Source organism: Martinezella rhizogenes (assembly GCF_027460065.1).
GTDB lineage: Bacteria > Pseudomonadota > Alphaproteobacteria > Rhizobiales > Rhizobiaceae > Agrobacterium > Agrobacterium rhizogenes_C.
Genome location: NZ_JAPYZZ010000032.1, coordinates 1 through 14,298, shown reverse-complemented (window position 1 = coordinate 14,298; position 14,298 = coordinate 1). Strand labels below are relative to the sequence as shown.

The window sequence follows — 14,298 nt, the reverse complement described above, 5'->3', positions numbered from 1 at the left end:
CGATTGATACGCCTGTTTGCATTTGGGGAAAAGCCGCATCGGGGTGGAAAGTTGCATTTGGTGCGAGAACGTATCCGTCTTCAAGCCCGCCTGGAACTCGCCATTTCAGCGCGCATCCAGCTGGAATCCCCCCATGTCGAGAGCCAGATCATCAGGTCGGTAAGAAAGCCGATAATCGGCACAAGAAGCCTGTGACCCAAGCCGCGTGTCGTCTGGTTTTTCTCGGCTTCCTGTAGATGTGCCAATTCCTGCTCCTGAATTGAGGTGATAAGCTCATGAAGCTCGGGATCTCTTGTTTGCAGGAAAGCCAATTGATCTTCCAGATGGCGGTGAACGGTGCTCTCCACGGCTTCGGTACAAATCCAGACCATGTTGCGCCCACCAAGCGCGGTCAGGAAGCCGAGCAGAAAACCTCCGAGGCTCCAAAACGCCATGACCCGACAAGGCTTTGCGTTTCTGGCTGGCATGGCTTCTCTGAACAGGCGGCAATGATCGATCTCGTCTTCCCGCATCTCTTGAAGAGCGCGCACGATGTCCGGAAACAGCCGGCGGGCCATCCATATCTGCGCTCCGTAGATGCGAATAGCGCCAAACTCACCGGCGTGATTGACCTTGAGAATACGCCGAACGGTGAGAGCTGGATCGTGTTTACCGGAACGGCCGGACATTCGAAGCATTACCACAGCGCGTTCCAGTCCAACCAGATGTAGCAGATCTTACCGCCGCTATGCGAACGGTTGTCACCACCACTGATAAGTCGGTTTTCAGGTGGGGAAAACCCCATCACGGTGGAAAGTTGGGTCTGGCAGGGCGGAAGATACGAGCCTCCGTCGATCACGAAACTAAATACTGATACGTTCAAAGGTCACGAAGAAAAGAAGGCGGGAAAATGCCCTGCAGAATGAGCCAGTCGCTCAACAGCAGCGTGAGGATGGCGGCGAGAAGGATGCCACCCATGAAGGCGATGAGGCCGAGCGTGGCGCGTGTCCAGCGGCGGGTCTGATAAAGATAGATGGCAAGACCGACAGGGGCTAGCAGAATGGTCGCGACTTTGGCGGCGGAACTGCGCCGGATGTCCCGCTTTTCGGCATCCTCTATCTGCCACCATGCAAACAGCGTGATGATGCCGATCATCTGCACCAGGTCGTTTGCGGTAAAGGAACTAGGCGGTCCGGCGGGCCAGATGGCGGCGTCGATGAGAAGCCCGAGGGACAGGAAGGCGAGAAGGCCGACATAAATCCAGTTACGTTTCGCCATGTACAGGGTCCGCTGAAGTTGCGTTGTTGTCCGTGTCGTTATGGCTATCGATCAAGCCATTTCCGTCAACCCCAAACTTTCGTGGAAAAACAGAAGTGGCACACACAGGGCGTCTCCTTTTACCGGAAACGCCGCGTGATTATCGCTGTCAGGCCGTCACTGCCTCACGGTCATCGAGCGCGTCGATGTCCTTGGCGTTGTTATAAACGGCCTCATCAAGAATACCTTCGCGCTTGGCGACGATGGTGGGCACCAGCGCCTGGCCGGCGACATTGACCGCAGTACGGCCCATATCGAGGATCGGGTCGATGGCGAGTAGCAGGCCCACGCCTTCAAGCGGCAGGCCGAGCGTGGAGAGCGTCAGCGTCAGCATCACCACCGCGCCTGTGAGACCCGCTGTTGCAGCCGAACCCAGCACCGAAACGAAAACGATCAGCACATATTCCTGAATGCCGAGCGGCACTTGGAAGAACTGCGCGATGAAGATCGCCGAAATCGCCGGATAGATCGCGGCGCAGCCGTCCATCTTGGTGGTGGCGCCGAGCGGCACGGAGAAGGCGGCATATTCGCGCGGCACGCCGAGGCTCTTTTCCGTCACGGTTTCAGTGACGGGAAGCGTGCCGATGGAGGAACGCGAGACGAAGGCAAGCTGGATGGCCGGCCATGCGCCCGCAAAGAACCGCGATGGCTTCAGGCCATGGGCAAGAAGCAGCGCCGGATAAACCACGAAGAGCACGAGCGCGAGACCGATATAAACCGCCGCTGCATACCAGCCGAGCTGCGACAGCGTCGTCCAGCCATATTGGTCAACCGCACGGCCGAGCAGGCCGATCGTGCCGATGGGGGTGAGGCGGATGACCCACCACAGGATTTTACGCACGATGGCAAGCAGCGACTGGTTGAAGGCAAGGAACGGCTCCGCCGCCTTGCCGGCTTTCAGCGCAGCGACGCCAAAGGCAATCGAGACGACGAGCAGCTGCAACACGTTGAAGTTCAGCGAGGTGCTGCCGGAACCGTTGTTGATTTTGGTAGAGGCTTCAAGTCCGAAGACGTTGGCGGGAACGAGACCCTTGAGGAAGTCCAGCCACGAACCGGTGGAGGAGGGTGCGGCCGCTGCCGTGTTGGCAATCGCCGTGTTGACGCCCGGCTGAATGACGAGGCCAAGCACGATGCCGATGACCACGGCAATCAGCGCCGTGATGGCGAACCATAAAAGCGTCTGCCACACCAGCTTTGCCGCGTTGCTGAGGTTCTTGAGATTGGCGATGGAGGCGACGATGGCCGTAAAGATCAGCGGCGGCACCAGCGCGCGCAAAAGCTGCACAAAAATGCTGCCGATGGTCTGCAGCGTCACGGAAAGCCAGTTCTGGCTGCCGGCGGCATCGGGGCCGATGTTGCGCGCAAGGAGGCCCAGCAGCAGGCCGATGACCATGGCGCTCAGAACCTGAAAGCCGAAATTGCGATAAAAGGGTTTCGGCCCGGAGGAGCCGGCGGACGTCGTTGCCTGTGACATGACATGTCTCTTTATTGTGCAAGAAAACGAGAATGTTGCACTTTTTACACGCATTCTCGAGGGAGGTCGCCGAGAATACGCCGATTTCCTCAGCAATTAAGGGATGGACTTGCGTATTTGGCGCATTGTCGGGGAATTATTCTCTTGAGTTGGGGCAATGCGGAAAAATATTCCGCCCTATCGTCGCTTTGGCCTCTCACCCGCTCGAACCGGGCCCCGGGGGGCTCGGAGCCTATGGTTTGGCAGAGCCGTAACATCACGCTCCGTCACCCCGGGCTAGATCCCGGTCCAGCGCGAGCAAGTCCTTGATCGGGGAGGCTTCTTTCACGGCGCAGATGCGCTGTGGCTGAATGCCGGATCAAGTCCTGCATGACGAAGGCAGGGTTTGCGCACTTTACCCGCAGATCAAACCCCTCCTTTGTTTTCCTCGCCGCAAATCCGGTCTATGACATCATATGCAGGTGATTCCCTGCCAGATTTCGGGTGCAACGCTTTTTAGCCAATGCGATCTAACGGATATCCGCTTCCATGACTGTGCGTTTCGTCCGGCCTTTTTCGGTTGCAGCCTATCTTTCCCGTTATCTGGGGCTTGCGGCGCTTGTGCTTTTTTTGATCCCCGCCGGCATCCACCGTTTCGGGCCACTGACGACGCCTGATCTTGTCGGGCTGCTCATCATTGCCGCTGGAATCGCTCTCGTGGCCGTGCTTCTGGCGCTGATCGGCCTGGAGCGGCTGTGGACGACGGGCGCGCGCGGCGGGCTTTCGGCGCTGGCGGCGCTGCTTCTCTCGGCCCTGCCGCTCGGCGTCGTTGGTTATGGCGCGTTTCTTTACTGGCAGCAGCCGAAGATTTACGACATCTCCACCGATCTGATCGACGTGCCGGAATGGCTGGCGACGCCCGCTGCCAATCAGCAATGGCTGGTGCGGCCCGCGATCGTGACCAAAGCCGACCGCGACGCGCAGATGGAGGCCTATGCGAGCCTTGCCGGGCGCCGTTACGAAGGCGCGATCGACCGCATCTATGCCGCCGCCAAAAAAATGGCCACCGCCCAGTCCATCCGCATCGCCCATACGAAGGGTGTGATCGGCGCGGAGGATGCCCCTTCAGTCGGCGTGCCGCCACAGGACAGGACGCAGCCCACGGAAGATGCGCCGGTTGAGGACCTGCCGTCCATCGTGCCCGTGCCCATGGCCCGCCCGGCAGAAGCGCCGCAGCCCACCTTCTTCAATGGCAGCGGTATCGTGCTGATGCAGGGCGAAACCCGCACCCGCATCTGGGGCCTGCGTTTCGATATCCTCATCCGCCTGAAGGAAGAAGCGGAAACCACCATCGTCGACGTGCGCGTCGCCTCCCGCTACGGCCCGCATGATCTCGGCATGGGCGCGGCGATTGCCGAGGCCTATCTCGATGCGCTGGATGCGGAAATGCAGGGGTTGAACGATAATTGAGGCCAGCAGGCGGAACTGCATGCTGCGTCGGCCTGATGGATCGCGACATCGCCGCTTGTTTCTTCTCCCCGAGGGGGAGAAGGTGGCCCGAAGGGTCGGATGAGGGGGCTAGCTCTCGGTATATCTCTACCCTCGCCCCCTCATCCCGCTGCCGCGGACTTCTCCCCGGCGGGGAGAAGAAACGAGTGGCATCCGCTCGTTCCCTATCGAACGGGGCGTAAGCGGCGAAAGCATCTTGAGAATTCGCGCCTTAAAACCCCGTCAGGCCGGAAAATACTCGCCCAGCAGCGAAGGCGCGCCATCCGTCCGCACTTCGCCCTTTTCGATCAGATCCTCGATATGCGCCAGCACGGAAAGTGCTGCCGCGCCGTGCAGGCGCCTGTCGGTGCTGGCATAGATCACCTTCACCATATCGGTGATCCGCCTGTCGCCGTCCCGGATACGCTTCAGAACCGCCTTTTCCCGCATGCGGCGATGGGCGCGAAGCCCGCGCATGAAGGCGGCGGGGTCGGTGACTGGCCCGCCATGGCCGGGCAGAAACAGCCGGTCGTCGCGGGTGAGTAGCCGCTCCAGCGAGGCCATGTAGTCGCTCATCGCGCCGTCAGGCGGCGCGACGATGGTGGTGGCCCAGGCCATGACGTGATCGGCGGAAAAGACGATGCCGCTGCCCTCAAGCGCAAAGGCGGCGTGATTGGCGGTGTGCCCCGGCGTATGCAGCGCGGTAAGCCGCCAGCCATCGCCGGAAAGGCTCTGCCCGTCGCCCAGCGCAATGTCGGGCACGAAAGCCGTATCGGAACTTTCGGCAAAGGGATTGGTTTCGCCCACATGCAGCGGCCGTGCGGCGCGATGCGGGCCTTCCGCCACTGTCAGCGCTCCGGTCGTCTGCTTCAGCCGCCGGGCCAGCGGCGAATGATCGCGATGGGTATGGCTGACGAAGATATGCGTCACCTCGCGGCCATCAAGCGCCGCCATCAACGCCTGAAAATGCGCCTCATCCTCCGGGCCCGGATCGATGACGGCAACGGAGCGGTCGCCGACGATATAGGAATTGGTGCCATGGAAGGTGAAGGCGGAAGGATTGTTGACGGTGAGGCGCTGGATGAGCGGGGCGACAGGAACCGCCTCGCCATAGGCCGGCTTGAAATCGAGATCGAATGCCGGGTCTGCCATCGAGACCTCCTGAATGAATGCCATGCCGAAAGTGCCGGCGGCACCCGCCGCACAATCGCCAAGCCCTATCATGCCGTCCGCGGCACAGCATCCAAAAAGCTTGGGTTTTGTGAAAAAATTGGTCGCCGGGTCATTGCCGCGCCGGGCAGGCTTTGCTAATCAGGCGCGGTTCAGGCAGCGGCGTTTCGCTTTCGCTGCCCTGTTGGGGCGTCGCCAAGCGGTAAGGCACCGGTTTTTGGTACCGGCATTCCCAGGTTCGAATCCTGGCGCCCCAGCCATTTTTTAGGTCAATCCTCGTTCTTCTTGCCAAGTAGAGCCATTTGCCAAAACATCTGGGCGTGTTTTGAAAAAATTTCTTCTCTTTCTTTCAAGCTAGAATTGTCCCCGCTAACTGCCAATCGGGCGTCTTCCACGAAATCGCGAGCACAATCGGTCAGCCTAAATAATTGGTTATAGATAGGCCTCGCATTTGCGTCCGTCATTAATGAGTGCGCCATAAACGTATCGCGAAATGTTTTTAGCGTCTTAAGGCCGCTTCTCCCGAACGGGCCTTTGAATGTATTAGAATAGCAGTCAGATGCCCTTTCTAAAGCATTGGTACAATCTTGTTCGAAAACGTTCGCGAGCGATTTGTCGTGCGGAAGCCAGTTGCGTGCACGGGCTTTAAGTTCTCTACGGCATCGTTTTTGGCGTAACAATCTAATTACAAGGGGAATTGAGGCAACGTCTCGAGAGTTAACGTGTCGACTTCTGACGCCAACATCGTAGAGACGAGCGAGGTGCATCGCCAAATCAAATGCAAGGCTTTGCATTATTGTGTTGAATGCATCAGCGCCGGGAAAGCTTTTTTTGTCCATGTTCTGGACTAGAGCATTCCCAGTTTCCATCGTGGCTTCGATACGAAGCGCGTTGACGACGTTTCGATACAAGATCGGTATCATCTTGTCCACGCGAGCCATCGCTTCGTTTCTTGTAAGAAGTACCCGTTTCTTCTTTTTAGGCATTTTATTCATAGCTATCAAATTCTTCGTAGGATTCGAAAAATGATAGACTAAATGGAAATTTGCGTCTTTATCCAACATAAAAAACGCCGCGTATCCAAAGACACGCGGCGTCCAATCCTCAAATCGCAGCTAAACCTTAAAGCGCGATATCCGGCACCTTCTTCACCGGCGCACCCGCAGGCGCTGCACCGGCACCCTTCAGCGCGTCAAGATCGATCTGCGGTGGGGTCGGCAGCTGCAGGTGTTCGGCCGTGTAAGCCCATTCCTGCTGAACTTTCTCCGGATCGTCATTGAGCTTGGTGCCGTAGCTCGGCACGATCTGGCGCAGCTTCGCCTGCCATTCCGGCGTCGCGACCTTGTCCTTGAAGACCTTTTCCAGAACGCTGAGCATGATCGGTGCAGCAGTGGAGGCACCCGGCGAAGCGCCGAGCAGGCCGGCGATGCTGCCGTCCCTGGCGGAGACGACTTCGGTGCCGAGCCGCAGCACGCCGCCCTTTTCTTCGTCGCGCTTGATGATCTGCACGCGCTGGCCGGCCTGCCACAGGCGCCATTCGCCCTGCTTGGCATTCGGGAAATATTCCTTCAGCGCGGCAAAACGGTCGTCATCCGACATCATCAACTGGCCGGCGAGATATTCCACCAGCGGATATTCATCGATGCCCACCCGCACCATCGGCCAGGCATTGCTGGTCGTGACCGATGAGACGAGATCGAAATAGGAGCCTTCCTTCAGGAACTTGGTGGAGAAGGTGGCGAAAGGCCCGAACAGGATGACACGCTTGCCACCCAGCACGCGGGTGTCGAGATGCGGAACCGACATGGGCGGCGAGCCGACCGAGGCCTTGCCATACGCCTTGGCCAGATGCTGCATCGTCACATCGGGGTTCTCGTTGATGAGGAACGAGCCGCCCACGGGGAAACCGGCATAATCATCGGCTTCCGGAATGCCGGACATCTGCAGCAGATGCAGAGCGCCGCCGCCGGCGCCGATGAACACGAATTTCGCATCCACCACCTGTTCGGCATCGGTCTTGGTGTTGGTATAGGTCACGCGCCAGCTGCCATCGGCATTGCGCTGGATATCGGAAACCTCGCTATTGACCTGCAGGTCGAAATTCTGGTCGCCCTGCAGATGCGATACGAATTGCCGGGTGATTTCGCCGAATTCCATGTCGGTGCCGAGCGGCGACCAGGTCGCGCCGATTTTCTGAGAAGGATCGCGGCCTTCCATCATCAGCGGCACCCACTTCTTGATCTGCTCGGGATCGGTGGAGAATTCCATGCCGGCGAAAAGCGGGCTGGCCTTGAGTGCCTGATAACGCTTTTCCAGATAGGCGACGTTTTCGTCACCCCAGACGAAGCTCATATGCGGCGTGTGGTTGATGAAGGAGCGTGGGTTCTTCAAAACGCCGTTGCGCACCTGCCATGCCCAGAACTGCCGGGAAATCTGGAAGGATTCGTTGATGTTGATCGCTTGGCTGATCTTGATGTTGCCGTTGTCGTCTTCCGGCGTGTAGTTCAGTTCGGCAAGCGCGGAGTGGCCGGTGCCGGCATTGTTCCAGCCGTTCGAGCTTTCAAGCGCCACGCCATCCAGCCGTTCCAGCATCTGCATCGACCAGGTGGGCTCCAGTTCGCGCAGCCACACACCGAGCGTCGCGCTCATGATGCCGCCACCGATCAAAAGCACGTCTACCTTCTTGGCAGCAGTATCAGCGAGAAGCGGAGAAGTGGGCAGCGCCGCTGCGGCAATTCCGGCGAGCGCACCGCCCAGAACCTGTCGGCGGTTCAGCGGAAATGCATGGGAGAGATCAGTGAGCTGGGATTTGTCTTGATCGATGGGAGTCACGGCCATACCTGATTCTTGTTTTGTGTTAAAAACATTCCTCCCGATCGCCCCGATATAGCAAAGCGCAAAGCGGCACAACCCGGACCCATTCACTCCAGTTCAAGCGTTTTTGCACGGATTTGGCCGGGACATATGGTCGCGCCAGCGAATCCTGCGTGTTTGCGGATTGTCATTTTCAGCACGGTGAAGATTAGCCGATGCTTTCAAACGGTTGAAAGGGTTCTATCGGCCGGATAGGGCAACAAGCGCCCCCGGCCGTATTTTGCCGACCATGATGATCGGCGCGGCGCTGCTGCGGACCGATTTTTTCAGAAAAATGACGATATTCCCGAAAAAGTGAAAGGCCCACCGTTTCGGGCGGGCCTTTTTGTGTTCGCTCTGAGGCCGAAAGCTCAGTTTGCGGCGAGGAATTCCGCGCAATAGCTCGGGCCGTTGACGCCGGGGCGGTCGGAGACCGTGCGCACGGCAGTGATCTTGTAGTCGCTGGAAACAACCAGCTGCACGGTGCAGGAGAGTGAAGCGCTGCGGGCCGGCGAGATCTGGCGACCCTTCTTGCCATCTTTGCCCTCTTCGAACTTGGCCGGAATGGTGGCCTTCTTGTAGCCGCCGCGCCAGTTATAGACAGTGGAGCTGCCGGTTTCCGTATCGCTCAGCGGCGGGCCGAATTTTGCGAAGAAAATGCCGGCGGACTGGCCGACCCAGCGGGTCTCGACCGGGCTCTTCTGGGCAAATGTGGGGGCGGAACCGCCGGTGGAGGTGGTGCAGGCGGAGAGCGCAATGGCAAACGCTGCGAGCGTTACGCTGCGAAATAGCATGGTGAAATGTCCTTTGTGCCGTGTCCGGCTTCCCGCCGGTCATTCCGTTCCCCTAGCAGATTTGGCGGCGGGGGGCAGGGGAGGTGTGCGGCTTGATGAAAATTTCCTGCCACAATTGCTTTTTTGTAACGTTTTCCGCTCTTCCGCCCCACTCTGCGGGTGCTGGATGGGACCGTTTCACCGGACGGCAAAAACTTGTCATAAAAAATGCAATAAGCCGCTTGTCGAATGCCGGAGGCTGGTCTATAGACGCGCTGCTGGTCACGGAGTGTAGCGCAGTCTGGTAGCGCACGTCGTTCGGGACGACGGGGTCGGAGGTTCGAATCCTCTCACTCCGACCAGCTTAAAGCCAACCAAAACAGTGGCTTGTAAATTATCCCGAAAATCCCCGAAATCAAATTCTCGCATCGAAACCGCACGGTTTGAAACCATCGTCCGATGGGATCGCATGGGCGTTCGCGGCTGGAAATCCGGCCATGCATGCCAATAAGCCCGTTTCGGCCGGCTTATAAATGCCGCAGCCGGTCACCCGAACGAAAGAGGCCCGTCGCTCCGCCAAGCGCCAGGCCTCAATGTCGCGGCCTTGTTTCAGGGGACGCGCGACATCCGACGTCTTAAAAGCGTCAATTCTGATCCACAATCCAAGAAGTTACCCGTCAGCGCCCCCAGCCCCGAATTTCCGGGACATCGTGATGATCAATTTATCGCGATCAAAAAAGAGGCCCGCTGTTCTGTCGAACAACGAGCCTCTGTTGGGTCGCTTGGCGGAGCGACCGCGTGCAAATTCGCCTTTTGCGCATGAACGTCAAATGAACAAACGGCTTTGCCCGAGGCCGAGAAACTACCCGTAAAAATCAGGGGCTCATGGATCGGAAAGCGCGCTCAGTCGTTATCTATCCATAACAACGATGGAGGATAACATGCTGAAGGGTATTGCACTGTGGGCTATGGGCGTTCCGATCTTCGTGATCATTCTGCTTTATATGTTCGTGTTTTAAGGCGCGTCTGACGACAGGCCCAAACAAAAAGGCGACCACACCGTGGTCGCCTTTTTCCGTTCATGTGGGCATTTTCAGTCGAGGTCGCCGATGAGCCGCGAGGCTGTCGCCGCATCCGTGCGGCGGATGTCGATCTCGTCGCGGTGTTTGGCGAGCAGTTCACCGGCGAGCAGCTTTTCCGCAAGAGCGGCGGGCAGGGAGAGGATGACGCGGTCGCCCTGTTCCTCCGTTGCACCCGTGCTGCGCTTGGCCGATATCATGCCGCCCGCCACCGTATTGTTGGTGTCGGGATCGATCAGGATGAAGGAGCCGGTTGCCCGGTTTTGTTCATAGGGATCGAAGATCGCCGTCTCGTCGAAGGAGAGCCGCACCTTGCCGATGGCGTTCATCGGCAGCGAGGTTTCATGCGCCTGCCATTCGCCTTCCCGAAGGTTGAGCTGGCTGACGGGCTGGACGCTGACGCGCTGGCGGCGGCTGGCGCTTTTGAGCCAGTAGCGTTTGCCAGCCTCGATGCCGCCCGGCTGCAGGGCGACGATCTGCGCGTCAAAAGCAAGTCCCGTGAGCGGCTGCGCCTCGATGGAGACGATCATGTCGCCGCGCGAGACATCCACCTGACGGTCGAGTACGAGGGTGACGGCATCACCTGCCACGGCGGCGTTGCGCACCAGATCGAAAGTGACGATCTGCTTGACATTGGCGACCATGCCCGAGGGCAGGACGACAACGCTGTCGCCCGGCTTTACCGAACCGCCGGCAACCGTGCCCTGATAACCGCGGAAGCTTTCACCCGGCCGCGACACGCGCTGTACCGGCAGACGGAAGCCGCCGGACTGCGTGGAGCGGACGGTCGCAAGCTCCAGCGTCTCCACCAGCGTCGGGCCTTCATACCAGGGCATGGAGGCTTTGCCTGACAACACGACGTTTTCGCCCTTCAGCGCCGACATCGGAATGGCGATGATCTGCTTGATGCCGAGATTGGAAGCGAATTCGCGGAATTCGTGAGCGATCAGTTCGAAACCGGCCTTGTCGTAGTTCGTCAGGTCGATCTTGTTCACCGCCAGCACGAATTGCCGGATGCCCATCAGCGCGGCGATAGTGGCGTGGCGGCGGGTCTGCTCGAGAATGCCGGTGCGCGCGTCGACGAGCAGCACGGCCAGATCGGCGGTGGAAGCGCCGGTCGCCATGTTGCGGGTATATTGCTCATGGCCGGGCGTATCGGCGACGATGAAGGCGCGCCGGTCGGTGGCGAAATAACGATAGGCGACATCGATGGTGATGCCCTGTTCGCGCTCGGCCTGCAAACCGTCCAGCAGCAGTGCGAAATCGGGCAGGCCGAGATCGTTCTGCTTGCCGCTGTCGCGATGCAGGGTGGCGGCCTGGTCTTCCTTGACGGCCTTGGTGTCCCAGAGAAGACGACCGATCAGGGTTGACTTGCCGTCATCCACGCTGCCGCAGGTGATGAGGCGCAGTGGACGCGTATCGCGCGTTGCCTTCGAATGTTCGGCAAACGGCAGAATGGTGGCGGAAGAGGGGGGATTGATGGCGGCAGCACTCATCAGAAATACCCCTCGCGCTTCTTTTTCTCCATCGAGCCGGACTGGTCGCGGTCAATCGCGCGGCCCTGCCGTTCGGAAACGGTGGCGATTTCCAGTTCGGCGATGACGTCCTGCAGCGTCGCCGCCTCGGAACGGATGGCGCCGGTCAGCGGGAAGCAGCCGAGCGTGCGGAAACGGATCGAGCCGTGCTTGATCTCTTCGCCGGGCAACAGTTCCAGCCGCTCGTCTTCGGCAAGTATCATCATGCCGTCACGCTCGATATAGGGGCGCTCGGCGGCGTAATAGAGCGGCACCAGCGGAATGTTTTCCGCCTCGATGTAACGCCAGATATCGACCTCGGTCCAGTTGGAGAGCGGGAAGGCGCGCACGCTTTCACCCTTGCGGACCATGCCGTTATAGATGTTCCACAGTTCCGGGCGCTGGTTGCGCGGGTCCCATTTATGATCGGGCGTGCGGAATGAATAGATGCGCTCCTTGGCGCGGCTCGCCTCCTCGTCGCGCCGTGCGCCGCCGAAGGCCGCGTCGAACCCACCGGCGTCGAGCGCCTGGCGCAACGCTTCCGTCTTCATAATGTCGGTGTAAAGCGCCGATCCGTGGGAGAAGGGCGTCACATTTTCCGTTTCACCGCGCGGGTTGGTGTGGGAAATCAGATCGAGATCGTATTCCTTGACGATATTGTCGCGGAATTCGATCATTTCCTTGAACTTCCAGCCGGTATTGACGTGCAGCAGCGGGAAGGGAATGCGGCCGGGGAAGAACGCCTTGCGTGCTAAGTGCAGCAGCACGGACGAGTCCTTGCCGATGGAATAGAGCATCACGGGGTTATCGAATTCGGCGGCGACTTCGCGGAAAATATGAATAGCTTCGTTTTCAAGCGCCTTCAGATGGGGATCGAGCGGCGGCTTGGATGCGACAGTATTCTTGCTGTCCGTCTCGTGGACTGCGTTGGACATTGTGAACTCCGGGAGATGTACTGAATGATTATCGTTGCGGGATGGCGGAAATGGCGGATGTCTGCTCCGCACCGGCGACGTGAAGACCGCATTCGCGCTTCTCGTCGTTTTCCCACCACCATCGTCCGGCGCGCTCAGGCTCACCGGGCTTGATGGCGCGCGTACACGGCTCGCAGCCGATGGAGGGGTAACCGCGCTGATGCAACGGATTGACGGGAATGTTCTCTTGGGCGACATGCGCCCGGATGAGGTCGATATCCCAGTCAGCCAAAGGATTGATCTTGATGAGATTGCGCTCCGCATCGAACTCGGCAAACGGCGTCGTCGCGCGATTGCCCGACTGGCCGCGGCGGAGCCCGGTGATCCAGAAAGCTGCACCCTCCAGCGCCTTGCCGAGCGGGATCAGCTTTCTGACATGACAGCAGGCGTGGCGCGCTTCAACGCTTTCGTAAAAACCATTCAGGCCGTATTTTTCGGCATAGGCGTCGATATCGTCCTGTTCGGGACGGAAACGGCGGATTTCGATGCCGAAACGTTCTTCGGTTTCGTCGATGAGATCGACTGTTTCCTTGAAGAGGCGGCCGGTTTCCAGCGTCACGACGTCAATCGGCAGACGATGCGTGCCGATGGCCGCGGTGATGACCTGATCCTCGATGCCGAGGCTGGTGGTGAAGACCGCCCGCCCGCCGAGGCCGGCAACGAAAGAGAGACGTCCCGCCAGATCGAGACCCGCAAGAGTGGTATCGAGGGAGGCGGTATCGGCAGAGGCATTTGCTGTATTGATCGTCATTGTCACGTCCGGGATTTCCATGACCGATTATTGTTGAAATCCAGCCTTTGGAACAGAAATGACAGTCCTTGTGCGCTGCACTTGAGAGCAAAAATGCCTCTCGCGCGCGTAGTATGAGCAAAAGATACCCGTTCACCTTCTTTGCAGCTTGGATTTGAATTGTGACAACTTCTGCGCTAAGCCGGAATTGCCGGGTTCCCGGGCTTGTGGTCTACTGGTTTTACGATGATTTCGCAGAAGGCAAAATACGCGCTGAGGGCGCTTCTTTCGCTGGCAAAGGCCGACGGCGGCTGTCCCGTGCAGATTTCCGACATTGCCCGCGAACAGGCCATTCCGAAAAAATTCCTCGAACAGATCCTTCTCGAAATGAAGAAGGAACGTCTCGTCGAAAGCCGGCGTGGCAAGCAGGGCGGCTATCTTCTGGCGCGCCCGGCATCGGATATCACCTTCGGCGAGGTGCTGCGCCTCATCGACGGGCCGCTTGCCCCCTTGCCCTGCCTGTCGCAGACCGCCTATCGTCGCTGCGAGGATTGTGACGGCGAAAAGCAGTGCGAAATCCGCCACGTCTTTGCCCGCGTGGCCGATGCGACGCGCAACATCCTTTTCAACACGACTATTGCCGATGCGGTGGCGGGTGTCGAAGTGCCCGAGCTTTTGACGGCCTAGTCGCCCGGCGGCAATTAGGCCTGCACTACCACCCCTCCACCCTTGTAACTTGATTTCGTCGCACTGTGATATTGTCGCTCGTGCGGTTGTGGATGGAAGACCGATCCCCCCTGGGGACATTGATCCCGTGAATGAGCCAGGGTCTCCATCCGCCTTTTCATCGAACCCGAACAGTCGCCGGGGCCGCTTGCGTGTGCGAAGCCCGATTAGGCAAGGATGGGATAAGATGGATAATATTGTTGGCATCGATGTTTCCAAGGACCGTCTGGATGTGGCGTTGG

The 14,298-nt window shown here is 59.1% G+C and carries 12 protein-coding genes and 2 tRNA genes; 4 read left to right on the top strand and 10 right to left on the bottom strand.

Annotated elements, in window-relative coordinates:
* Positions 1-80: 80 nt before the first annotated feature.
* From O8B93_RS26975 to O8B93_RS26965, 3 genes are all read right to left on the bottom strand, one after another.
* A complete protein-coding gene (locus O8B93_RS26975; RefSeq protein ID WP_269712966.1) occupies positions 81-677 on the bottom strand; it encodes a demethoxyubiquinone hydroxylase family protein in 597 nt (198 codons plus the stop codon).
* A gap of 181 nt (positions 678-858) precedes the next feature.
* Positions 859-1,257, bottom strand: a complete 399-nt coding sequence (locus O8B93_RS26970) for a hypothetical protein (protein WP_269712965.1) — start codon at positions 1,255-1,257, stop codon at positions 859-861.
* 148 nt (positions 1,258-1,405) lie between these two features.
* The gene (locus tag O8B93_RS26965; protein WP_269712964.1) at positions 1,406-2,770 is read right to left on the bottom strand and encodes a dicarboxylate/amino acid:cation symporter; all 1,365 of its coding nucleotides are present in this window, start codon (positions 2,768-2,770) and stop codon (positions 1,406-1,408) included.
* Positions 2,771-3,298: 528 nt separating this feature from the next.
* Between O8B93_RS26965 and O8B93_RS26960 the strand changes: the two genes are divergently transcribed.
* On the top strand, positions 3,299-4,219 hold the full coding sequence (locus O8B93_RS26960) for a DUF1499 domain-containing protein (protein ID WP_269712963.1): 921 nt from the start codon (positions 3,299-3,301) through the stop codon (positions 4,217-4,219).
* Positions 4,220-4,480: 261 nt separating this feature from the next.
* On the opposite strand, the gene O8B93_RS26955 is transcribed toward O8B93_RS26960, so the two are convergent.
* Positions 4,481-5,389, bottom strand: coding sequence for an MBL fold metallo-hydrolase (locus O8B93_RS26955; RefSeq protein WP_269712962.1), 909 nt, complete (start codon positions 5,387-5,389; stop codon positions 4,481-4,483).
* A gap of 203 nt (positions 5,390-5,592) precedes the next feature.
* Between O8B93_RS26955 and O8B93_RS26950 the strand changes: the two genes are divergently transcribed.
* A tRNA-Gln gene (locus O8B93_RS26950) sits at positions 5,593-5,667 on the top strand.
* Between the two features lie 9 nt (positions 5,668-5,676).
* On the opposite strand, the gene O8B93_RS26945 is transcribed toward O8B93_RS26950, so the two are convergent.
* The 3 genes from O8B93_RS26945 to O8B93_RS26935 all read right to left on the bottom strand — a co-directional run bounded on the left by O8B93_RS26945 (position 5,677) and on the right by O8B93_RS26935 (position 9,054).
* Entirely contained in the window at positions 5,677-6,471 is a 795-nt protein-coding gene (locus O8B93_RS26945; RefSeq protein ID WP_269712961.1) for an AbiU2 domain-containing protein, read from the bottom strand.
* Between the two features lie 58 nt (positions 6,472-6,529).
* Complete coding sequence (mqo, locus tag O8B93_RS26940) at positions 6,530-8,245, bottom strand: malate dehydrogenase (quinone) (RefSeq protein ID WP_269712960.1); 1,716 nt, start codon at positions 8,243-8,245, stop codon at positions 6,530-6,532.
* Positions 8,246-8,631: 386 nt separating this feature from the next.
* The gene (locus tag O8B93_RS26935) at positions 8,632-9,054 is read right to left on the bottom strand and encodes a hypothetical protein (protein WP_006310261.1); all 423 of its coding nucleotides are present in this window, start codon (positions 9,052-9,054) and stop codon (positions 8,632-8,634) included.
* Positions 9,055-9,318: 264 nt separating this feature from the next.
* Between O8B93_RS26935 and O8B93_RS26930 the strand changes: the two genes are divergently transcribed.
* A tRNA-Pro gene (locus O8B93_RS26930) sits at positions 9,319-9,395 on the top strand.
* Between the two features lie 731 nt (positions 9,396-10,126).
* On the opposite strand, the gene cysN is transcribed toward O8B93_RS26930, so the two are convergent.
* The 3 genes from cysN to O8B93_RS26915 are packed head-to-tail and all read right to left on the bottom strand — an operon-like array spanning position 10,127 to position 13,372.
* Positions 10,127-11,608 carry a sulfate adenylyltransferase subunit CysN gene (gene cysN, locus O8B93_RS26925; RefSeq protein ID WP_269712959.1) on the bottom strand — a complete coding sequence of 494 codons (1,482 nt, stop codon included), beginning with the start codon at positions 11,606-11,608 and terminating at the stop codon, positions 10,127-10,129.
* On the bottom strand, positions 11,608-12,561 hold the full coding sequence (gene cysD, locus O8B93_RS26920) for a sulfate adenylyltransferase subunit CysD (protein ID WP_269712958.1): 954 nt from the start codon (positions 12,559-12,561) through the stop codon (positions 11,608-11,610). Before cysD ends, cysN begins: the two co-directional genes overlap by 1 nt.
* Positions 12,562-12,589: 28 nt before the next feature.
* Positions 12,590-13,372 (bottom strand): phosphoadenylyl-sulfate reductase, encoded by a 783-nt coding sequence (locus tag O8B93_RS26915; RefSeq protein ID WP_269712957.1) that lies wholly within the window; start codon positions 13,370-13,372, stop codon positions 12,590-12,592.
* 204 nt (positions 13,373-13,576) lie between these two features.
* Between O8B93_RS26915 and O8B93_RS26910 the strand changes: the two genes are divergently transcribed.
* Positions 13,577-14,017 (top strand): RrF2 family transcriptional regulator, encoded by a 441-nt coding sequence (locus tag O8B93_RS26910; RefSeq protein WP_269712956.1) that lies wholly within the window; start codon positions 13,577-13,579, stop codon positions 14,015-14,017.
* Positions 14,018-14,298: the final 281 nt, after the last annotated feature.

Bases quoted from the DNA above. Each gene is read 5' to 3' on its own strand.
- O8B93_RS26975 (WP_269712966.1), bottom strand. From the start codon at position 677: ATGCTTCGAATGTCCGGCCGTTCCGGTAAACACGATCCAGCTCTCACC.
- O8B93_RS26965 (WP_269712964.1), bottom strand. From the start codon at position 2,770: ATGTCACAGGCAACGACGTCCGCCGGCTCCTCCGGGCCGAAACCCTTT.
- cysD (WP_269712958.1), bottom strand. From the start codon at position 12,561: ATGTCCAACGCAGTCCACGAGACGGACAGCAAGAATACTGTCGCATCC.
- cysN (WP_269712959.1), bottom strand. From the start codon at position 11,608: ATGAGTGCTGCCGCCATCAATCCCCCCTCTTCCGCCACCATTCTGCCG.
- O8B93_RS26935 (WP_006310261.1), bottom strand. From the start codon at position 9,054: ATGCTATTTCGCAGCGTAACGCTCGCAGCGTTTGCCATTGCGCTCTCC.
- O8B93_RS26910 (WP_269712956.1), top strand. From the start codon at position 13,577: ATGATTTCGCAGAAGGCAAAATACGCGCTGAGGGCGCTTCTTTCGCTG.
- O8B93_RS26955 (WP_269712962.1), bottom strand. From the start codon at position 5,389: ATGGCAGACCCGGCATTCGATCTCGATTTCAAGCCGGCCTATGGCGAG.
- O8B93_RS26960 (WP_269712963.1), top strand. From the start codon at position 3,299: ATGACTGTGCGTTTCGTCCGGCCTTTTTCGGTTGCAGCCTATCTTTCC.
- mqo (WP_269712960.1), bottom strand. From the start codon at position 8,245: ATGGCCGTGACTCCCATCGATCAAGACAAATCCCAGCTCACTGATCTC.
- O8B93_RS26915 (WP_269712957.1), bottom strand. From the start codon at position 13,372: ATGGAAATCCCGGACGTGACAATGACGATCAATACAGCAAATGCCTCT.
- O8B93_RS26970 (WP_269712965.1), bottom strand. From the start codon at position 1,257: ATGGCGAAACGTAACTGGATTTATGTCGGCCTTCTCGCCTTCCTGTCC.
- O8B93_RS26945 (WP_269712961.1), bottom strand. From the start codon at position 6,471: ATGTTGGATAAAGACGCAAATTTCCATTTAGTCTATCATTTTTCGAAT.